Below are 20,567 nucleotides of genomic sequence, written 5' to 3' on the forward strand. Positions count from 1 at the left end.
ATAGCGGGAGAGATGATAATGAATTTGAAGCAAAAAGCGGCCGAAAAAGCAGTTGAGGCGATTCAGGACGGCATGAAAGTAGGACTTGGTACAGGCTCGACAGCCTTTTGGGCTATTCAAAAAATCGGTGAGCGTGTAGCACAAGGATTACATATACAGGCTGTAGCTACATCCCAAGCCTCGGAGGATCAGGCCAGGGATCTGGGAATTCCCATCATTCCGTTTGATCAGATTGGAAGGCTTGACGTTACCATCGACGGTGCAGATGAAGTGAACGAGCAACTGGTACTGGTGAAAGGTGGAGGCGGAGCCCTGCTGAGAGAGAAAATTGTGGAAAGCAATAGCGACCGATTAATCATTATTGTCGATGAGTCCAAGGATGTGAAGGTGCTGGGTGCATTTCCTTTACCCGTTGAGGTCGTACCCTTTGCCAGTGAGTGGACGTTGGAGGCTTTGCGGGGGACGGGCTGTAAAGCAGAATGGCGTATGAAAGACGGCGAGCGCTTCCTTACGGATAATGGTAATTATATTGCCGATTGTCGCTATGGTAAGATCGAGAATCCGCAGGAATTGGAAATCCGCTTGAATCAAATTCCGGGTGTAGTCGATAACGGACTGTTCATTAATATGGCGGACCAGGTTATTATCGCACGGGCCAATGGACAGATCGACGTCCGTAACAAGTAATGTCTAGGACCCGCCTGCTTCATCATGTGGCATTGATGTTATTGATTTTATATACAGGGCTTCTATTATATTGGATGTTTCTCGGTTTTGGTCGTACATTACGACCAGGACCCCCGTATTCGTATAATATTGTTCCGTTTGATACGATTAGGCAATACTGGCGGGCAATGGAGTCGTTTCCTTTTCGGGTATGGGGTGTTAATTTGCTCGGTAATATTGGCGTATTTATTCCCTTCGGTATCCTTGTGCCTATCATTTGGGTGTCCATGCGAAGTATAGGCAGTCTGTTGTTAACGATAGTGATCGCACTGGTCATTCTTGAGGTGTCCCAAATGCTACTGGGCGCAGGTACAATGGATGTAGATGACATCATACTGAATGTTCTGGGAGTATTATGCGGCCGTGTTGCCTACGTATTTGTACGTAAGAAGTTAGGGATAACAACATAATCGTCCCGCTCTCTGGATCAGTGCTTTAAGACTGGCTGAGAGCGGGCTTTTTTTACATAATGAACTGTAACCTTCTCATAATAGACGGTAATTCCTCCATTTATAGGCCGTAAGAGCAGGGAAAGGAACGCTTAAACTTGACAAAAGTGCACAATTAAGATATCTTGGAATAAAGATATGAGTAACGGAGGCTGTTAATATGTCTGTAAAACCAGATGATCAGGACTTAGCACTTAATTTGTTCGTTGTTCTGGCTCGTGCTTATAATTCGGTCACGTCCCGTACAAATCGGGACATTCATAGTCATGGATTAAATACAACAGAATTTGGAGTGCTTGATCTGCTGTATTATCGGGGACCACAGCCTTTGCAGAAGATTGGAGAAAAGGTACTAATCTCTAGTGGGAATATTACGTACGTGGTAGATAAACTTCAGAAAAAAAACTTGCTTACCCGTCGTGCATCACAAGATGATCGGCGTGTGATTTATGCAGAATTGACTGATGATGGACGTCATTTCTTTGAGCAAATATTCCCGCAGCATCATCGTGTCATTATGGAGACCGTAGATGGCTTATCTGTGGAAGAGAAAGAGCAGGCTATTCATCTGTTAAAAAAGCTTGGACTAACGGCTGAGGGGCAGAAGAGTAACGGATCATAAATTGTGCGTATGCAGGTTAAAACTGCTTTTAGATAAAATACCGACTTCTCGGTATTTTATTTTTTTGTCGTATTTTGGGGAGTAGGGTTAATGTAGAGACGCAAATCAGGTATAATTGTCTAATAGTCACGTCTGGAACAAATCCCCAGTATCTGTTTCGAATACAAATACCTTGTCGGGGAAGGAGCTGTACATGAGTATACAGCAATATACCGCAGGTGAATCGCTATTGATGCAAGCAGGAGCTTTGGCTGAATTAGTTACCCATAAGCAATACGAATTACAGCCCGATCTTTTGCAGCGTTTTGGGGATAACGGTAAAATAAAGACAAAACAGGATTCTATATATAGTTTGAACTATTTAGCTGAAAGTGTAATCATGAACAGCCCTATTTTATTTACACAGTATGTTTCCTGGTTAAAAAAGCTTCTGGAGGGTTTCGGCATAACCCAAGAAGATTTGAGCATCAATTTCAGATTAATCCAGCAGACGTTGGTAGAGCACTTCGATCATACGGATAAAACCATGGTGCTGGAGCATCTGGATTTGGGGATACAGCAAATTGGAAAGAAAGAGGAGTATGCCTCTTTTATTACAGATGATAATCCTTATGCTGCTAACGTGGCTCAATATTTGGAATATTTACTCTCAGGTAATCGCAGACAGGCTTTGGATTGGATCGTCCGTTTGCTGGATGAGGGTATCTCTATTCAACATACGTATAAATATATTTTTCAAATTTCGCAATATGAAATAGGCCGTCTATGGCATGAAGGCAAAATCACCGTCGGTCAAGAGCATTTTTGCACTGCCGCGACTCAATTTATTATTTCCAGCCTGTACCCCAGATGGATGGGAAGTGGAAGTAAGGAACGCTGCCTCGTGGCGGCGTGTGTAGGCAGCGAGCAGCATGAATTTGGTCTGCGTATGCTGGCTGATATATTTGAAATGGATGGTTGGGATACGTATTATTTAGGTGCCAATGTACCTAACCGGAGTCTGCTTCATGCCATTGTGAGTTACAAGGCGGATGTGGTGGCTATCTCAGCTACCATGGCTTACCATGTCCATCTAGTGAAAGAGTTGATTGCTCTCATTCGGCAAGACCCAACTACTAGCCATGTGAAAATTATGGTCGGAGGCTTGCCTTTTAATCTCGATTCCCACTTGTGGCAGGAAGTAGGGGCGGACGGATACGCACCAGGTGCGGAGGAAGCACTGGAGGTTGCAGGTGACTTACTTTCGCTCAGGAAATAAGGTTAGTTTTGTGAACCTGTAAGTCATTTTGTAAAGGGGGCCTTTTAATATGAAGGAACCGACAGCAGAAATGGCTGTCCTGCGGAAAACGGTCGAACAATTAACGGATGAGATTGTGAAAAGCAAGGCTGAGGAAGAAAAGCTGCTGAATGAATTTTCATCAATGAACAACGAACTGGTCAATCTGCAGCGTCAGCTTGCCAAAAGTAATGCGGAATTAACACGGACGAAGGAAGAAACGGTACGGGCTAATGACCTAAAGAGCACTTTTCTGGCTGTGGTTAGTCATGAATTCAGAACGCCAATGAATGGAATACTTGGAATGATCGAAATGTTAGGTTCATCCAAACTTTCCCCAGATCAACGGCAGGCCATCGGTGTGATACGTGAGTCAGCCTCCCTGTTGTTGAACATGATTAATAATCTGCTTGATATATCCAAAGTGGAAGCAGGACAGATGGAACTGGAGATCGGAAATGTCAGAGTTCAGGCGATTATGAGTCACGTTGCCCAGTTGTTGGAGCCGCAAATCTATCAGATGGGTAACCGGTTGAGTATAGAGACCGATACCAGTGTGGCAGAGCATCTGGAGGGAGATTCGGCAAGGATCATGCAGATCTTGCTCAATCTGTTGAACAATGCGAATAAATTTACGAGTGAAGGATTGCTCATCGTTCGAACAAAATTAGTGGAGGAAACAAAAGATTCCCAACGTGTTCGGTTTGAGGTGCAGGATTCGGGTATTGGGATTTCACCGGAGGATCAGAATAAGCTGTTTCAGCCCTATGTACAGGCCGGTGAAGGAAGCGCCTCCCAATATGGAGGAACGGGTCTGGGGCTATGGATATGCAGTTCATTTGTGGAACTCATGCAGGGAGAAATTGGGGTCGTCAGTGAAGAAGGCCAAGGCTCTACGTTCTGGTTTGAAATTCCCTTCATGAAAGGATCGGAGCAGGCAGACGAAATGAAGAAGCATGAAACTGGTGATTTGAAGGTGTTTAGCGAGTTGCTGCGTGAGCACAGTCATTCTCAAACTATTTTGGTGGCTGAGGATAATCGGGTAAATCGTCAGGTGGTGCAATTACAGCTTAACCACTTGGGATTCCAGCATATTGATTTTGCTGAGGATGGACAAGCTGCTGTAAGAGCGGCCTCCGAACGATCCTACGCTTGTATTCTAATGGATCATCATATGCCTCTGCTGAATGGTCATGATGCGGCGAAAGCGATCCGCCAGCGGGAAGCAGAAAACCAGCAACCACCTGTGCCAATCATTTCTTTGACCGGAAATGTGTCCGAGGAGGATCAGGCACGGGGCCAGGAGGTTGGAGTGAACGATTACTTGATGAAGCCAGTAACGATTGAAAGGCTCTCTGAAAAGCTTGTCAAATGGCTTCCAAAGCCTGAAACCAAGCCGATTTTGGATGAGGAAGTTATACGTGAAATTATGATGCTGGACGAGGATGGCAGCACGGGACTACTGGAGTCATTGGTCGAAATGTATACTAGTGATACACCTGCCAAAATCAATAGGTTAAGAGAACTGGCTGCTGCGGGCGAAGCCACAAAAGTAGTAGAGGCTGCTCATGAGTTGAAATCAGGCAGCGTGAGTCTGGGTGTCGGGCGTTTGTCCTCGTTGCTGTCCGATATTGAACAGCTTGCACGGGAGAACCGACTTGAGAATGCGAAAGCGAAGTTGTCTGCGCTCCAATCTGTCTATCAAGCAACGTGTTTAGAGCTGGAACGCTATATTCACCAGTGCTAGACAGATTTCCCCCTTGTTAGACTTGCATACGGAAGGAGGACGTAAGAGACATATATGAAAGAACAGTTACGTTCCATTCACCCGCTGGCCTGGACGATTATTGTCGGTACAATTTTTGGACGGATGGCGACATCCATGAGTATCCCGTTTTTGTCTATTTACCTTACCACCCGTCTAGGGGTGTCCCCCTTTCATACGGGGGTGATCGTATCGGTCAGCTCGTTGGTCGGCATTTTTGCCAGCTTTTACGGTGGATATATTTCAGATCGAATCGGACGGCGAAAGGTGATGCTGGTGTCCATTGCGAGCTGGGCGCTTGTATTCGTTGCTTTTGCGTTGGCGGAAGCGGCCTGGGCCTTTTTTGTCATTAATGCTCTGAATGGACTGTGCAGATCCTTGTTCGAGCCAACCTCACGGGCACTGTTATCAGATGTAACCCCGAAGGAGAAAAGACTGCTTATCTACAATATGAGATATGCAGCCATTAATGTTGGGGTGGTGGCAGGGCCGTTGCTTGGTTTAATGTTAGGATCTGCATCCACGGGTACGCCGTTTATGGTAGCTGCTGGTGTGTACGCATTGTACGGGGTACTGTTGTTGATCCAATTTGCCCGGTATGCATCGGATCTGCATATAGGTACAACGGCGGGAGAGGCTCCACTGCGGATGGGCGAGGCATTCCGTACAGCCAGCCGTGATCCGGTGTTTATGCCGATTTTGCTGGGAACGGTATTTTGTGTGATGGGCTATGCTCATTCCAATTCCACAATGCCTCAATTCTTGTCCTTATCCTTCGCAGAAGGAACCCGATGGTTTACATACATGCTGACGGTCAACGCGGTTTGTGTATTGGCATTTCAATATCCGCTGGTGCGATTGGCAAGTCGATTTTCCCCGGTGAATTCCTTGATTGCAGGGAATATATGTATTGCGGTCAGCCTGTTGCTGTGCGGTATGCTAAACTCAGGCTGGATGTTTATACTGGATATGGTGCTGTTTACGGTTGGTGAAGTGTTATTGTTCACGATGTTGGACGTACTGATTGACCAAATTGCAGATGCTCAATATAAAGGGACCTACTTCGGTACAATCGGCTTTAATAATTTGGGAAGCGTGCTGGCTCCTTTATTTGGTGGCTGGTTGCTGGATATCTATGGTCAAACGGCGCCGCTTGCCGTTTTTGTTCCGGTTGCCCTGTCGGTTGTGATTGGCATTCCGTTTCTTCTGGTCGCACGCCGCCGTCTGGCGCAGCGTACAGCACGGATCGCGGCTCAAGGAGGAGAATCGGTGCAGCAACTGTCATCATAAAAAGGGAGTTGAGTGCAGGATGAAGTCGGAAGAAAATGTGCTACGAATCATACAATATATGAATGATCCGCAGGTACTGCAAGACTTGCGATATGTGCGAGAGCTGAAGTTGCCGCAAGGATGTATTGCCGCAGGCTATGTACGTAACCGGGTTTGGGACAAGCTCCATGGCTATACAACTGCTACACCTTTAAACGATATTGATGTTATTTACTTTGACCCGAAAAATACGCTAGAGGAACGAGATGAGTATCTAGAATTGTCCTTGAACCGTAAGCAGGCTGGACGTAACTGGTCTGTCAAAAATCAGGCTCGGATGCATATTCGCAACGGAGAGGCTCCTTATTCCTCGATAGAGGATGCGATGAGCCGCTGGCCAGAGACGGCAACGGCTGTGGCGGTTAGATTGAATGACAAGGATCAAATAGAGGTCATTTGTCCGCATGGATTGGAAGATCTGCTGGATATGCGGGTACGGCAAAGTCCTTTGTTTCGTCACACAACGGCTTTTCGTCAGCGTGTATTTGAGAAGCAGTGGCTTGATAACTGGCCGTTGCTTATTATGGAGAATTAGAGGTAATCCTAATTTCAGGATATTAAGGAGAGACGACAAACAATGTTTAAAAATATAAAAACAGATTCAGATCGTGAGGAGGTTCTGGAGCTGTTAACCTACGCTGTGCTGGATCATCCTGAACGCGGAGAAGCAGCTTTACGTACCTATCAAGCCTCGGATGACTGGAAGCTGTTCGGTGTAGAAGATGAAGGACTTATTGTAGGTATTGTTGGCTTTGAGGAGCAGGAGGATGGAACAACCGTAATTCGCCATCTGGCCGTGTTGCCTGAAAACCGTCATAGAGGATATGCCAGAGGTATGCTGCTTACGCTTATTCAGGAGCGTAATCCGAAACGGCTTACTGTGGACACGGATGCGGAGGGGGCAGATTTCTTCCGCAATGTGGGCTTTGCCGTATATGGATCAGAGGATTTGCCGGATGGTGGGCAATTCCATTGTGTATATGAAATAGACGAAGAATAAGCGAATCTCCGGGTCCCGCGTTCCTCTTTCTACATAAGATATGTTATGTAGAAAGAGGGAGGTGGGTTTCATTGGCGTACCACTATACAGCGATTGGAGATTCTTTAACAACAGGTGCGGGGACGTTGCTGAGCGGCGGATTTGTACCTATCTATCGGCGAATGGCAGAAAGACATCTCCGTACGCCAGTCAGTTACGAGAATCTGGGAATCAACGGGCTGACATCGCAGGAGTTGCTGTCAATGGTCCGCAACAATCCGCTTTTTCGGTCGGCGCTCAGCCGGGCTGAACTTATAACGGTAACGATCGGCGGGAATGATCTGCGCCCATACATCAGCGCCCTTGCTGGAGGTTCCGGCTCGTCAGGTTCTTCCATTTCGCAAGCGCTGAATCACACCAAAGAACATGTGCGCCAAATTGTACATGCCCTGTATCAGATAAAATCCGGTCAGCGTGAGCCATGTATCATCCGGATGGTGGGATTATATAATCCTTTTCCTGAGGTAAGGGAGGCGGGAGTATATGTGCGCCAGTACAACTCGTTTCTCTACACATTGGGCGGACCCAATTACCGGGTGGCGAACATTTATCCCGCATTTGAGGGCTATGAACGGGCACTACTTTCGTTAGACCGGGTGCATCCGAACAGTCGTGGTTATCGTGTGATTGCGGAAGAGCTGAATCGGCTTGGTTATGCGCCGTTACGCTGAGCGTGAGAGGATGCTTGGGATCGGACAAAGTATATTAAAGAAAGAGGTTCATCATGACAGTAGCAACTGACCATCATGAACCTCTTTCTTTGCACTAGTAGGCGTGCTGTTTAGCCGATTATTTTACGGAATAAGCTGCGTGCAGCCCACTTGCGCTCACTTCGTTTGCGGTATTTGGGCAGGGAACGATAGACGGCAATGGACTGGTTAAAGGCTATAGTGGCTTCATCCTTGCGTCCCAGCATACGGTACATCAAGCCTGTCAGATAATAGCCCTCACTGGAAGAAGACTGAATCTCCTGAAATTGCTGCAGATAATGAAGTGACTTATTTACGTCACGTTCTTTGAAAGCAGCGGCTAAATGCAAATAAGGCTCACCGTATTGCACCCGCGGGTTAATGTCCAGTGCTTTCAGTAAATCCTGTTCTCCATCCTCCAGATGGTTTGTGTGAACTTCAGCCGTTCCCCGTGCGTTCCAATAGTCTGCTGATTCTTCATAACGGGATTGAATTTCCAATAACAGCTCCAAAGCCTGAGGATATTTCTTGCTTTCGATCCAGATACGAGCCAAATCGAACTTGGCAGCCACATCGTTGGCGTTTAGCGTAATCTGTTGGCGCAATCGAGCGGCATTGCGTCTTCTTTTCCATGGTTTGCTGATGCTGGGCAATACACCGACAAAGCTGCGATCTAATATATAGATCACGATTAGGAGTACGAGCATTGCCAAAAACGGGTTGCCGAGCAAACTCCATAGTAGAGAGAAAATTAAAAATTTCCCAATCATTCTGCTCCAATCCTCCTGTGCATGTAACAATCCATACTTTCCACATTATAGCATAGGGTCACTTTAAGGGTGATTAGCATGATGAGATTTGGAAGGATGGTAGAGGGGGCGAGAAGAAAAATACTTATTTGTGATGCTCGATGTATAGTTTTACGAGAAAAGGAACCTTTTTTTATTCCCGCCAAAAGGTTGAACAGTCTGCCTTATCCAAAATATTAAACTCGATCATTTTCTCAAGTAATGAGAAATCAACTGGACTATCCCACTGGATACGTACCAACTGCTTGGTGTGATCATAGCCAGCCTGCACAATTAACTCAGAAAAATGATTAATCCCTGCCTTTTCAGGGGCAACGGCCAAATGATGTTTGGCTACGCTAAAGCCAATAATAAATGTGCCGTGATCCGTAAACATAGGTTGATTCCACGCAATTTTTGCCATTAAATTTGGAAACTTCTTGGTTACCCAAGCCAAAACCTCTTGCGTTCGGGCCCGATGTTGGGGGTTATCAATATGCTCTAAATATTCTGCAAAAGCTTCCATGTTGTTCCCTCCTTAATTAAAAATTATATCGTTCAGAAAAGTTCCTCAAACCTATTTGTCATTAAATGGTTTAACTATCATTTTATAGCAGCAACATGTTTCTCAAGGAGTAATTGTCTGTTGAATAATCAAAAATATATTTAGATATAAAAAACACCTTTTATGTCCTGTTATATTCCTCAGCAAGAATAGAGTACAAACATGAAACATGAAACTCGCCTTTGTAGTACCAGTGTTCACGCATCAAACCTTCACGTTGCATTCCGATCTGTTGCATAACCTTCTCAGAAGCCTTGTTTTCTGGACGACATGTTGCATAAATACGGTGGACAGCAAGTGTGCTAAATCCAAAGTCTAGTAACGCTCGTGCTGCCTCTGCTGCATAACCCTTCCCTTGATAATCTGGATTCAAAACGTAACCCAATTCTGCACTAGTATCTTTGACATGAATACCCATACCGCCGATCAGGATTCCATTATTTTTCAGACAAACGGCTAGTTCGTAGTCTTGTCGTGGCTGTTCCTGCTGCGAAGCTAAAACTTGTTCTATATATGCCTTTGTATCTTCTTCTGTATTCGGTCCCCAGGCTGTATATCTAGTAACTTCAGGCAATGACGTGTACGTATGTATACTTTCCCAATCAGATCTGAAAATATCACGAATGATGAGCCGGTTTGTCTCAAATTGCATAATTATTTATTCCTCCTGTCTATAGTCAAAAGACTCTACCTAGTATTTCAAAACGATTAATACCTCAATCCAATTTTTTAAGCGAACGTAGTCTTTAAACGTTATGACCTCCATTTTACAATGAATCCAGACCTTTTGCCGCCTGAACGCAATCCGCAAGGGAGCGTCCGGCAAAAGGCAATTAGAAGATAATGAATGTGGACTGGAATAGCCTACTGTTACTGGCTATCTGGTTCGTCCTAAAACAGCCTGCGCGCTGTGACGAAACGTTTCTGCCATTTATCGTCAAGCGTGTCAAAATGAACGCCGCGTTCTTTGGAAAATGTATGCAGCAATTTGTTGTTCCCTGCATAGATAGCCACATGGCCGATCTCTAGCCCGCGTGCGCTGAAGAACAGCAGGTCGCCTTTGCGCAGCTCGTTCAGCCCGACCTCCCGCCCTTCTTTAGCCTGATCATAAGAGACACGGGGGAGGTCGATAGAGAGCGTATGCTGGAACACTTCCCCCACAAAAGAAGAACAATCAAAGGTCGATGTCGGTCCGGTTGCTGCGCCGAATTCATAAGGGATACCGAGAAATTTCTCTCCGTAGGCGATGAGTTCATCTCCCTGCCGTTCCGCCAGGGATGGGCTGGAATAGTCGCTGTATTTTGGTTTTGCCGATATGTATCCGGTCAGGTTGTCTTTAGTGCGCACTTCCAGCCAGAGAGCATTGACCTCGCGGATGACGTGAACCTTTTCGCTGGCTGGAATAAGCCGCAGGGAAGGGGAAGCTCCCGATGAATCCGGTTCGCTGCGCAGGTTGACCCTGGAAAGAACTGTTGTGAAAAAATCGTCCCTGGAGGCAATCCGGATTGTCCGGGTAAGGGCATCCCACTTCACTGTGCTCCCAAGTGCTTCGCTCACAGAACGCAGTGGAATCATCGTGTTGCCCTCAACGATCTGTCCCGGAACATTCAGGGACAGCGTTTTGCCGTTTAGGGTAGCAACGAGTTCCCCGATGTGGTAGGTCAGCACCGTGTCGGTTTTGGTTGCTGTTACGGTTTTGCTGAATCCGTTCCAGGAAAGCACAGCTCCTTGCGCCTCAAACAACTGACGCATGGGGACGAGCGTTGTCCCGTCTAGCAGCAGCGGCTCGGCGGCAAGCTGAAGCGGGTGGTCATCCACATAAACGGTCGTCACCGGAGTCAGCGGTACCGACTTCGCATAAGACGGGTTTGCTTGGAGCAGCGATACTGCCAGCAGAGCCAGCAATACTCCCTTGTTGATTGTCATGCTGTCATCACCTCGTTGTTAATGTGTTCATCTAAGTTGTACGAGGCTTCCTCCGATTAGTTGTGTACCAAATATTGGATTCACTAAAAAAACAAAACAAACAAAAATAAAACCAATAAATATCTGTGTTTTATCATTGACATCAAAATAAAATAAAGATAACATTATAAATGTGAAATATTTCACTTTAGAGAATAATTCCGTATTTAGCGAGGCAACAAGAAGTGAATCCTTTAGGAGGCCGATTTTATATGAGCGCACATGTATTTTTTGTACCATCTATCAATCTTATGGGAACAGGCTGTTTGCATGAAGTTGGGCCGTATATAAAAGAACTGAATTTAAACAAAGCTCTAGTCGTTACGGATAAATTTTTGATGAAGAGTGGCATTGCAGGCAAGGTTACATCTTTGCTGGATGATATTGGATTGAACTATGCGGTATACGATGAAGTAAAACCAAATCCGACCTGTAAAAATGTACATGATGGTGTTCAGTTTCTGCAAGAAAACGGATGTGACTTTTTAATTTCGATTGGCGGAGGATCACCACAGGATACGGCTAAGGGAATCGGCATTATTGCTACCAACGGGGGACATATAACCGAGTATGAGGGCGTTCATAAATCCAAGCATAAATCGCTTCCTATTGTAGCTATTAATACCACAGCAGGAACATCGGCTGAAATCACGATCAATTATGTCATTACGGACGAAGAGCGCAAGGTCAAGATGGTTATGGTTGATAAGAATAGTGTAGCTACGATTTCGGTCAACGACCCTGAGCTGATGGTAGACAAACCCGCCGCGTTAACGGCAGCTACAGGACTAGATGCTTTGACCCATGCTATTGAAGCTTTGGTTACGCCAGGTTCCTATCCTGTAACGAATGCGACTGCGTTGGCAGCAGTAGAGATTATTTTTAATCATTTGGCTCGTACAGTGAGCAACGGTCATGATATAGAAGCACGTGAGCAAATGGTATACGCTATTTTCTTGGGAGGACTTGCATTTAATAATGCCGGATTGGGTTACGTTCATGCGATGGCGCATCAGCTTGGCGGCGTATACGATTTGCCTCATGGTGTTTGTAATGCCATGCTGCTGCCGATTGTGGAGGAGGAGAATGCCAAGCATGTACCAGAGAAGTTTCGTGCCATCGCTAAGGTCATCGGTTTTGAAGATAAGGGGAAAACGGATAAGGAATGCGCAGACTATGTAATCCAAAGAATCAAAGACCTGTCGAAGGAAGTAGGGATTCCTTCCAAACTTTCTGAACTGGGTGTAAATGAAGTGGATTTGGATCTGCTTGCCGAGAACTCAATGAAGGATGCTTGCGCTCCGGGCAATCCGTTCATACCTAGCAAAGAACAAGTTATCGAGATGTTTAAGAAAATTCTTTAAATAAAAGATGCAATTATTTTACTAAATACTATAAGGGCTGTCCCAGGAACTGATCGAAGTATACTGGGAACGGCCCTTTTTATTCGCATTTTCTGCTAAGAGATTTGTGAGACTAGAGATAAGACAACCCCATTGAAGATTAAAGGCACAGCTCTCTCGGCTAAATCTGTAGGAGACTCTTTTTTTCCTTCCACATTCCAGCGAAAGGTTACACCATAAATGGACCAGCTTAAAATGGTCGCGGCAAGTTCTAACGTTCTTTGGTCTGTATTATTGGCTTCTCTTGTTATGAGTTGAAGTATGAATTGCTCTAATTGATTCTTAATATGTTCTTCCAGGATCGGTGCCACTGAATTATATTTATGAACGCATTGGTTACTTGAGTCGTGATAGTCACATAACGAAAGAATAAGTTTCTGAATGATCTCCTCCGACAAACGTGCCTCAGCATCAATCCTCTTGATAACATACTCCAAAAATGCGTCTGACAAAAGGGTTTCAAGCAGTGCATATTTATCTTGAAAATGTGCATAGAACGTGGCACGGTTAATGGTGGCTTTTTGGGTAATGTCATTGATCGTAATCGTGTAGAAGTCTTTCTTATTTAATTGGTCAACGAATGCGTCGAGAATTAATCTACGTGTTCGAATGACGCGCGGATCGTTTGGGTTGGGTGAGGTTACACCAGGCATCCTCAAGACACTCCTTTCAGGTAAATTAAATGATTCCCCCATTATAAACATGTGTTGTTTTGTCAACAAGTGAGTTTAGATATACAACAATTTTATAACCCTTTTGGTTAAGCAACAGAATGAACATTTTGTCGGTTGAATGATAAATTAAACATTGCTAACATTTCACTTGCACCCCGTTTGATGGTGCACGAGCTTTTTATATATCGCTAAAAACGATAAAAGAAAATGGGGAGGTACAATCCTTGAGTAATCAACCGCAAAATGTCCATTCAACAGAAGCTTTATTTCAACCTTATACCATTCATAATCTGACCCTACAGACTCGTATTGTAATGCCGGCAATGGGCCGCGCTTTTTCACCAAATGGTGTGCCAGGACCGGATGTAGCCGCTTATTATCGCCGTCGCGCAGAGAATGGTGTAGGTCTTATTATTACTGAAGGTGCAGTAATTGACCATCCTGCTGGTACAAGTGAGCCGAGGATACCTAATTTTTATGGAGAAGCGGCTTTAAACGGTTGGGCTGAAGTGGTCAGACAGGTTCATGAAGCCGGTAGTAAAATTTTTCCACAGCTTTGGCATATGGGGATGGCTCGCCCTTTGGGATCTCAGCCGAACCCAGAAGCGCTGTCGATTGGTCCATCAGGGCTGGATCTGGAAGGAAAAAAAGTGACCGAGCCGATGACAGAAGAAGAAATCGTCAAGGTCATTGGGGCCTATGTCGATGCAGCTGCGAATGCAAAACGATTGGGCTTTGACGGCGTTGAAATTCACGGAGCGCACGGCTATCTGGTTGATCAATTCTTTTGGGAGAGAACGAACCAACGTACGGATCGCTATGGTGGCGATATCATAAAACGTGCTCAATTCGCCATTGAGCTTGTGGAAGCTATTCGTGCTGAGGTTGGCCCTGACTACCCTATTGCCATGCGCCTATCCCAATGGAAAATGAATGATTACAACGCAAAACCGTTCGATACACCGGATAAACTGGGGCAATTCCTGAATGTGTTGGTACAAGCGGGCGTGGACATCTTCCATTGCTCGACACGTCGCTTTTGGGTACCTGAATTTGAAGGCTCCGATTTGAGCTTTGCCGGATGGGTGAAGAAGCTGACTGGAAAAACTACGATTACGGTTGGCTCTGTAGGTCTGGATGAGGATTTTGTAAGTTATATGGAAGGGAAAGGGGCAGGACACCAAGATATTAATGAACTTCTGGAACGGCTGGACAACAATGAATTTGATCTGGTAGCTGTTGGGCGTGCGCTTCTGGGTGATCCTGCATGGGCTACGAAAATACGTGAAGGCCGAATTCATGATCTTCAAACCTTTACACCTGAGGTACTTCAAACGCTCAACTAAAACATATCATACTTCGAATACCTCTTTAAATAAACAGTGTAAGCCAAAATACTCAAAGTCAGGTAAGGAGCTTTGGTGTTTTGGCTTTTTTATGCGTCTGCAATAGTAGTCCACCATGAACCATTTTAGATTAAGTCATCACAGATTCCCATTTGTTCACTTTTTTATTCAAGAACTCCTGGAGTTCTTCTTCATTGCTGCTTAACTTATAAAATAAAGAAAGGGCAACCAGAATCACGTCTGCACATTCTTCTTTGACATCAGATATACTCAACTGCTTATATTCGCTTCCGCTTGCATTCACATAGGAGAGCATGGCTTGAGAAGTTTCTCCTATTTCTTCGGACAATTTAAGAACCATCTGCTTTAAAGTTTTCTTTTCTTGGGTACTCAAGTATTTAATTTTCTTTAAAAGCTGCTCCATTTAATAAGCTCCTATCTATTTTAGATCCCATTATAACAAACTTATTCTTAATTCTTTGAAGCATTTCATACGTTAAAACCAAATCAGACTGACATAAATACTTGATATATATAGATGTCTATGTAATAATGTTTGTATGTTAAAAAATAATGCAGCTGCACTGATAGGAACCATTAGAGACTCGATCAATAAATTGATTGTGTCTGAGCTCGAATCAAATGGAATTGAAGGGATTGTTCCTACTCATGGCGGAATCTTAATGTTCCTTTATCAAAATGACGGGCTTTCCATTAAGGAATTGACGCAAAAAATTTCTCGTCAGCAACCCACTGTTACTGTTTTGATCGACAAGCTAGTGAAGTTGGGATATGTCGAAAGAAAAAAAGAAAGGGAGGATAGCAGAGTTACCCTGATATATTTGACCGATAAGGGAAGAAAGCTGGAGCCTGTGTTTGCGGCGATCTCCAATAGATTAAAAGAAACCATCTATGGTGGTCTGAAAGACGAGGAAAAAGAACAACTGGAATATCTGTTAGAGCATGTAAAAAACAGATTATAATTTTTTTTTTTTGAATAAATGCATAGATATCTATATTAATATCAAAATAACAATAAAACTTCTGGAGGTTATTTAAATGAAACATCTTATCATCTATGCTCACTCTAACGCTGAAAGCTTTAATCACGCGATACTCGAAACGGTTGTAAATACTCTGAAAGAAAAAGGTGACGAAGTCGTTGTACGTGATCTATATGCCCTTGATTTTCAACCTGTATTAAAACCTGAGGATACTGCCGCTATGAGAGCAGGGCAAACTCCGGCTGATATCAAAGTGGAGCAGGAATACATCTCACAATCGGATACAATTACTTTTATTTCTCCCATCTGGTGGACAGGTCTTCCTGCCATCCTGAAAGGTTACGTTGACCGTGTATTTGCATACGGATTTGCATATACGGCTGGTGCGGAAGGGATTAATAAGCTGCTTACAGGTAAAAAAGGTTTTATCGTGAATACACATGGTACTCCCAACGCGATCTACGATGAAATCGGTATGACCGCAGGATTGAAGATCACATCAGATACGGGAATTTTTGATTTCGTTGGAATTGAATCCGTCGGTCACTTGCTGCTTGGAAGTATTGGTTACCTTGATGAAGATGGTTATAAAGGACTGCTGAAGCAAGTCCAAGACACGGTTAAAACGGTGCTGTAAAGTCAGTTTATGTTCTCTTAGAAACGTAAGACATTCTTTAAATGATGAGGTCAACCCGTATTTAGTGGTTGGCCTTTTCTTATAGTGCTTATATATCTCCAACATCCCGGTTCATAGATCTTTTGAATTTGTAATAGCATCTTGGGGCAGATATAACTGGACATTCAAGGGTGGTTGAAGCATGACTCTATGATCTTTCGACGGTTTTGGAATGTCCCTCTACGATTAAGTACATGTAAACGTCAATAGGGTCCTCACGTTCAATTTTAAAACCAAACCGTTCATAAAGACGTCTGGCTGAGCTTCCTTGCAGAACATTTAAGGTTACATGTTTTCCTTTTACATGATTTTGTTCTAGCAGATTTTTTAATATTTGACTGCCGACTCCTTTACCTTGGTAACTGGGATGAATATAAAAATGCTCCAATAAATAACCGTCTAATCTCGGTTTAAAAGCTATGCAGCCCACAAAAGAAGAGTCTTCCTCAATGATCCAGGTATGGACAGAATCGAATGCATCACGAAAGCGTTGACGAACTTTCTCTTCATCAAACCTTCCTAATCTGGTTAAATCGTTCCGCAGTACAATCGCCCGTAAATTAGCAATGCTTTCAATATCCGAATTGTGGGATTGGCGAAGAGTAAACCGTTTCATCTTATGTAACAACTCCTTTACCGTAAACTGGCAAGAGGTGATCAAGCGTATTTTTTCTTATTCGACGCTGAGCTCATTAACCCTTGTATTAAAATTCACAAATATTTCATTGTTATTATCGTGGGCAATTCATTATAGTACATAGTATTAATAGTTAACTGTATGTATTATGTGTTTTGCGGAGGTTCACTATGAAAGATTATGAACTAAGGGACGAATTGAGAGAATCCGTTAACCGGATTTATGACATGGAATTATTCAGTAGCCTGACGGAGCTTGTTCAGGGGGAAAACCATGTGCTTCAATATTTAGTTCAGCATCGGGATGATGAAATTAATCCTTCCTTACTCAGCGATCATCTGCATGTATCCAGATCAAGAATTACGGCAGCGCTTACGGGATTAAGGAAAAAAGGCTATGTGACTATGGAAATGTCTGAGCATGACAGACGACGAATGTGTGTAAGGCTCACAGTAGATGGTGAATCCTTGATCAAACAGAAGCAACAGAGAATTGAGGGTTATTTTGAAGCGCTTGTAGTAGGTTTGGGTGAGAAGAATGTGAAGGAATTTATACGGTTAATTGAGCTTTCTTTGAGTATTATGAATGCGGGTTCTATTGAAAAATAACATAATGTGAGGGTGTACCGGGTGAGATATAAAATAATAGCAGACAGCTGCTGTGATTTAACGAGAGAGCTTAGAGAAGAGATGCAAGTTACTACAATTCCGTTAAATATGACGCTGGGAGATAAATGCTTCGTAGATGATGACACATTGGACTTGCCTCAGTTTATGGAAGAAATGAAAGCCTGTACAACCAAAATTGGATCCGCATCACCGTCACCTATGCTGTATAAGGAAGCCTTTCAAGGTACGCATACTTCTTTTGCCATTACATTATCCAGCAACCTGTCCAGTTCTTATTCCAGTGCATTGGTAGGAAAAGATATGGCGGAAGAAGAGGGGGCGGATGTTCATGTATTTGATTCGAAAAGCGCTTCGGCTGGACAGCTCTTGTTAGCTCTAAAACTACGCAAGCTAATCGACGAGGGCTATCATAAAAGCGAAATTATTTCTTCCTTGGAGAGCTTTATCAGCAAGATGAAAACGTACTTTGTTTTAGAAAATCTGGATAATTTGGTTAAGAACGGACGAATGAATAAAATCACTGGAAAGATACTTTCACTCTTGCATATCAGGCCTATTTTAGGCTCGGATGGTGACGGGAATATCGCATTTTTTACTCAAGCACGCGGTCAGAATCAAATTATCGAAAAGCTGGCAGATACTATTGAAAAAAGTGGCCGGGCTACCGAAGGAGAAAGCATCGTCATTACTCACTGCAATAATCCTGGGCTGGCGGAAAAATTGATGAATGCGCTGAAGAAACGCTATCAATTTAAAGATATTCATATTGTGTCCACCAGAGGGATTAGTTCAATGTATGCCAATGACAAAGGGATCATTATGGCCTTTTAAAAATATTCAGGGTTTATCCTCGCTGTATGGATAAACCCTTTTTAGTACACTGAGACTTTGCGGGAGTTCAAGCCTATCTCAATTTTTTAATGAGGACAGAAGCGTTTATACTGGCTTGAGTTCCTCCGGCTTGTGTTTGCAGGGTAACAGCAGTAGTAGAGCTATGGTTTCGCAGAGTAAGGACGTCACCGCATGCCAGAGCGAGGATAGCTTGCCCTGTGTTCTGTTGTGTCCCGGCTCCTGAGCCGTATACAGTTCCCACAGCCAGTGCGCCATTAATAAAGATAGCGAATTGGTTAGGTTCCACACCGGACACCGAAAAGTGAACTTCATATTTTCCAGCATCGGATACAGCAATCTGTGTAGTTCCTGGAACATGAGCAATTCCAGGTGTAAGTATACCGTTCGTATCCAAAATGACATCCCCTTCAATCGGAACAACTTGGGGCTTCACATTATAAATATAACCGAACTGCGCTAAATCACCTATGGTTCCAGGATCCCCTTCAGGCCCTAAAGCGCTATGATTAATATTCACACTTACAAGTTGCTTTTTGACGATGATATCTTTTCCAACCCCTTTCCGTTTCGAGCGGACTTTTCTCTTTGGGGGCTTCTCCTCAAACTTTTTTTCTAACTTATCAAACCAGGCACGGACAAAAACATTTTTTTTACGGCCTTTTTTTCGTTTTAATTCAGGATGACCCAATACAAACACCTCCATATGGTTTGTTGTATACTACTCCATTCATCTAGAGGAGGCATGGATATCTGTCCTGTGATTCATAGGAAACGATCTATTTTGACTAAAAACGGGCTGCTGTACAAGGTGCATTCGTCTAGTATGTAAAAAAGCACCTTTGAATGTGCACTTGGATGACAACCAAGGAACAGACAAAGGCGCCAGTAGAGACGAGTCTCATGATGAAGCGGTTTGAAGCCGTTTTTTGCGCACATATAGGGCGTACAAGATGCCCCCAAGCAGGCACAGGATACAGGCGAAGCCTGCCAGCAACCACGCTGATGAGACTGCTCCACCACGGTCCATGCTATTTCCGAGCCATAAAGGCAGCAGAGCTCCCCCAACTCCACCTGCGCCGATAAGCAGGCTAGTGGTAGATTCTTCTGTACCCGGCATCATTTTGCTGGCAAAAACAAGTGCGATGGAGAAGATGCCGGACATGCCCAGCCCCAGCAGTACAATAAGGATAAAGGCGCCTTCAGTCCCTTTGATCAGCGGGAACACGCACAGCAGCACGGTCGCTGCCAGTGAGCTCAGGGCGACAAAGACACCGTAGCCGTATCGATCGGCAATGTAGCCTGTGAATAACCGGCCGGTAGCCATTGCTAACCAGAAGCAGGTGACACTAAGTGCTGCTTCGGCTTGTGTGAGACCCAGCCGTTCGATGAACATGGAGGGCAGGAAATTAGCCAGGCTCATCTCTGTCCCTACATAGATAAAGAAAAAGACGATAAATAGTGCAAGTAGCTTCCAATTGCCTATAGGGCTACCCTTAGAAGCCTCCACCGTGGGGGATTTGGGTGAGTTAGTGGAACGCGTATGGTTGTCACCTTGGTGTTCCTGTTGGTCTAATACAGCGTCCAGCGTGCCGAAGGACCCGCGCAGCCAAGCTATAATGGTGATGGCTGCAAACATGGAAATGATGGGAAAGGCCAACCGCCACCAACCGAGTGCAATGAGCTGGCTGGCGATAGCGGGCATAGCCAAAGCGCCAATCCCAAAAAAGACTTCCAGACGGCTCATAGCCGCGCCCGTTCCTTGAGTAATACCGCTGATAATAATAGTGCCAATGAGTGTTTCTACCATACCGAAGCCAAACCCGGCTGTCGCCCCGACGGCATATAGCCAACCCCAAGGCGGCAGCAATGAGTACAGCACTTCAGCCGCGCATAGCAGGAGCAGGGCGAATACCAGACTTCGGCGTTTGCCGAAACTCCGGGCAAGCCACGGCGACAGCAGGACTCCAGCCAGAAAACCGGAAAATTGAGCGAAGATTAGACTTCCGCCATCCGTATAGTTTCTACCGTAATGCTCTAACAACACAGGCAGTAGGGAGCCTACAACCACGTGTGCCAGGCCGATTAAAAAATAAGATAAGCTGCCGATCCAAAGCAGTCGTTTCATGATGAACT

General features: G+C 44.5%; 24 protein-coding genes. 15 read left to right on the forward strand and 9 right to left on the reverse strand.

Features of this window, described 5'->3' with window-relative positions:
* The first annotated feature begins 18 nt into the window (after positions 1-18).
* The 9 genes from rpiA to ACUUJN_RS09640 all read left to right on the forward strand — a co-directional run bounded on the left by rpiA (position 19) and on the right by ACUUJN_RS09640 (position 7,877).
* Positions 19-687: a ribose-5-phosphate isomerase RpiA gene (rpiA, locus tag ACUUJN_RS09600; RefSeq protein ID WP_484669536.1), complete on the forward strand. Its 669-nt coding sequence runs from the start codon at positions 19-21 to the stop codon at positions 685-687.
* Complete coding sequence (locus ACUUJN_RS09605; RefSeq protein ID WP_023988125.1) at positions 687-1,136, forward strand: VanZ family protein; 450 nt, start codon at positions 687-689, stop codon at positions 1,134-1,136. Before rpiA ends, ACUUJN_RS09605 begins: the two co-directional genes overlap by 1 nt.
* A gap of 199 nt (positions 1,137-1,335) precedes the next feature.
* On the forward strand, positions 1,336-1,797 hold the full coding sequence (locus ACUUJN_RS09610) for a MarR family winged helix-turn-helix transcriptional regulator (protein ID WP_013309820.1): 462 nt from the start codon (positions 1,336-1,338) through the stop codon (positions 1,795-1,797).
* A 193-nt stretch (positions 1,798-1,990) separates the two neighbouring features.
* Complete coding sequence (locus ACUUJN_RS09615; protein WP_484669537.1) at positions 1,991-3,055, forward strand: cobalamin B12-binding domain-containing protein; 1,065 nt, start codon at positions 1,991-1,993, stop codon at positions 3,053-3,055.
* A 49-nt stretch (positions 3,056-3,104) separates the two neighbouring features.
* Positions 3,105-4,820, forward strand: coding sequence for an ATP-binding protein (locus tag ACUUJN_RS09620; protein ID WP_484669538.1), 1,716 nt, complete (start codon positions 3,105-3,107; stop codon positions 4,818-4,820).
* 54 nt (positions 4,821-4,874) lie between these two features.
* Positions 4,875-6,128 (forward strand): MDR family MFS transporter, encoded by a 1,254-nt coding sequence (locus ACUUJN_RS09625; protein WP_028542757.1) that lies wholly within the window; start codon positions 4,875-4,877, stop codon positions 6,126-6,128.
* Between the two features lie 19 nt (positions 6,129-6,147).
* Positions 6,148-6,702 carry a nucleotidyltransferase family protein gene (locus ACUUJN_RS09630; protein WP_023988129.1) on the forward strand — a complete coding sequence of 185 codons (555 nt, stop codon included), beginning with the start codon at positions 6,148-6,150 and terminating at the stop codon, positions 6,700-6,702.
* Positions 6,703-6,744: 42 nt separating this feature from the next.
* The gene (locus ACUUJN_RS09635) at positions 6,745-7,167 is read left to right on the forward strand and encodes a GNAT family N-acetyltransferase (RefSeq protein ID WP_023988130.1); all 423 of its coding nucleotides are present in this window, start codon (positions 6,745-6,747) and stop codon (positions 7,165-7,167) included.
* 71 nt (positions 7,168-7,238) lie between these two features.
* A complete protein-coding gene (locus ACUUJN_RS09640; protein WP_254348066.1) occupies positions 7,239-7,877 on the forward strand; it encodes a GDSL-type esterase/lipase family protein in 639 nt (212 codons plus the stop codon).
* Between the two features lie 110 nt (positions 7,878-7,987).
* Here the strand turns inward: ACUUJN_RS09640 and ACUUJN_RS09645 are convergent, their stop codons facing one another.
* From ACUUJN_RS09645 to ACUUJN_RS09660, 4 genes are all read right to left on the reverse strand, one after another.
* The gene (locus tag ACUUJN_RS09645; RefSeq protein ID WP_076264268.1) at positions 7,988-8,665 is read right to left on the reverse strand and encodes a tetratricopeptide repeat protein; all 678 of its coding nucleotides are present in this window, start codon (positions 8,663-8,665) and stop codon (positions 7,988-7,990) included.
* 172 nt (positions 8,666-8,837) lie between these two features.
* Positions 8,838-9,209 carry an iron chaperone gene (locus ACUUJN_RS09650; RefSeq protein ID WP_023988136.1) on the reverse strand — a complete coding sequence of 124 codons (372 nt, stop codon included), beginning with the start codon at positions 9,207-9,209 and terminating at the stop codon, positions 8,838-8,840.
* Positions 9,210-9,369: 160 nt separating this feature from the next.
* The gene (locus tag ACUUJN_RS09655; protein WP_484669539.1) at positions 9,370-9,900 is read right to left on the reverse strand and encodes a GNAT family N-acetyltransferase; all 531 of its coding nucleotides are present in this window, start codon (positions 9,898-9,900) and stop codon (positions 9,370-9,372) included.
* Positions 9,901-10,139: 239 nt separating this feature from the next.
* Positions 10,140-11,174, reverse strand: a complete 1,035-nt coding sequence (locus tag ACUUJN_RS09660) for a C40 family peptidase (RefSeq protein ID WP_484669540.1) — start codon at positions 11,172-11,174, stop codon at positions 10,140-10,142.
* A gap of 251 nt (positions 11,175-11,425) precedes the next feature.
* Between ACUUJN_RS09660 and ACUUJN_RS09665 the strand changes: the two genes are divergently transcribed.
* Entirely contained in the window at positions 11,426-12,577 is a 1,152-nt protein-coding gene (locus ACUUJN_RS09665) for an iron-containing alcohol dehydrogenase (RefSeq protein ID WP_023988139.1), read from the forward strand.
* 95 nt (positions 12,578-12,672) lie between these two features.
* On the opposite strand, the gene ACUUJN_RS09670 is transcribed toward ACUUJN_RS09665, so the two are convergent.
* Positions 12,673-13,269, reverse strand: a complete 597-nt coding sequence (locus tag ACUUJN_RS09670) for a TetR family transcriptional regulator (RefSeq protein ID WP_023988140.1) — start codon at positions 13,267-13,269, stop codon at positions 12,673-12,675.
* A 245-nt stretch (positions 13,270-13,514) separates the two neighbouring features.
* On the opposite strand from ACUUJN_RS09670, the gene ACUUJN_RS09675 reads away from it, so the two are divergent.
* Positions 13,515-14,636, forward strand: coding sequence for an NADH:flavin oxidoreductase (locus ACUUJN_RS09675; protein ID WP_484669541.1), 1,122 nt, complete (start codon positions 13,515-13,517; stop codon positions 14,634-14,636).
* A 130-nt stretch (positions 14,637-14,766) separates the two neighbouring features.
* Here the strand turns inward: ACUUJN_RS09675 and ACUUJN_RS09680 are convergent, their stop codons facing one another.
* Complete coding sequence (locus ACUUJN_RS09680; protein WP_484669542.1) at positions 14,767-15,060, reverse strand: MazG-like family protein; 294 nt, start codon at positions 15,058-15,060, stop codon at positions 14,767-14,769.
* 136 nt (positions 15,061-15,196) lie between these two features.
* Here ACUUJN_RS09680 and ACUUJN_RS09685 point away from each other — a divergent pair, with 136 nt between their 5' ends.
* Together ACUUJN_RS09685 and ACUUJN_RS09690 are read left to right on the forward strand one after the other, a co-directional pair.
* Positions 15,197-15,619, forward strand: a complete 423-nt coding sequence (locus ACUUJN_RS09685; RefSeq protein WP_484669543.1) for a MarR family winged helix-turn-helix transcriptional regulator — start codon at positions 15,197-15,199, stop codon at positions 15,617-15,619.
* A gap of 76 nt (positions 15,620-15,695) precedes the next feature.
* Entirely contained in the window at positions 15,696-16,277 is a 582-nt protein-coding gene (locus ACUUJN_RS09690) for an NAD(P)H-dependent oxidoreductase (RefSeq protein ID WP_028542747.1), read from the forward strand.
* A gap of 187 nt (positions 16,278-16,464) precedes the next feature.
* Here ACUUJN_RS09690 and ACUUJN_RS09695 read toward each other — a convergent pair whose 3' ends face one another.
* The gene (locus ACUUJN_RS09695; RefSeq protein ID WP_023988144.1) at positions 16,465-16,932 is read right to left on the reverse strand and encodes a GNAT family N-acetyltransferase; all 468 of its coding nucleotides are present in this window, start codon (positions 16,930-16,932) and stop codon (positions 16,465-16,467) included.
* A 191-nt stretch (positions 16,933-17,123) separates the two neighbouring features.
* Here ACUUJN_RS09695 and ACUUJN_RS09700 point away from each other — a divergent pair, with 191 nt between their 5' ends.
* Positions 17,124-17,561: a MarR family winged helix-turn-helix transcriptional regulator gene (locus tag ACUUJN_RS09700; protein ID WP_071640431.1), complete on the forward strand. Its 438-nt coding sequence runs from the start codon at positions 17,124-17,126 to the stop codon at positions 17,559-17,561.
* Positions 17,562-17,582: 21 nt separating this feature from the next.
* A complete protein-coding gene (locus ACUUJN_RS09705) occupies positions 17,583-18,413 on the forward strand; it encodes a DegV family protein (protein WP_023988146.1) in 831 nt (276 codons plus the stop codon).
* 73 nt (positions 18,414-18,486) lie between these two features.
* Here ACUUJN_RS09705 and ACUUJN_RS09710 read toward each other — a convergent pair whose 3' ends face one another.
* On the reverse strand, positions 18,487-19,122 hold the full coding sequence (locus tag ACUUJN_RS09710) for a hypothetical protein (RefSeq protein ID WP_023988147.1): 636 nt from the start codon (positions 19,120-19,122) through the stop codon (positions 18,487-18,489).
* Positions 19,123-19,332: 210 nt separating this feature from the next.
* On the reverse strand, positions 19,333-20,559 hold the full coding sequence (locus tag ACUUJN_RS09715) for an MFS transporter (protein WP_023988148.1): 1,227 nt from the start codon (positions 20,557-20,559) through the stop codon (positions 19,333-19,335).
* Positions 20,560-20,567 lie beyond the last annotated feature (8 nt).

This window comes from Paenibacillus sp. LRG-1 (assembly GCF_057220305.1).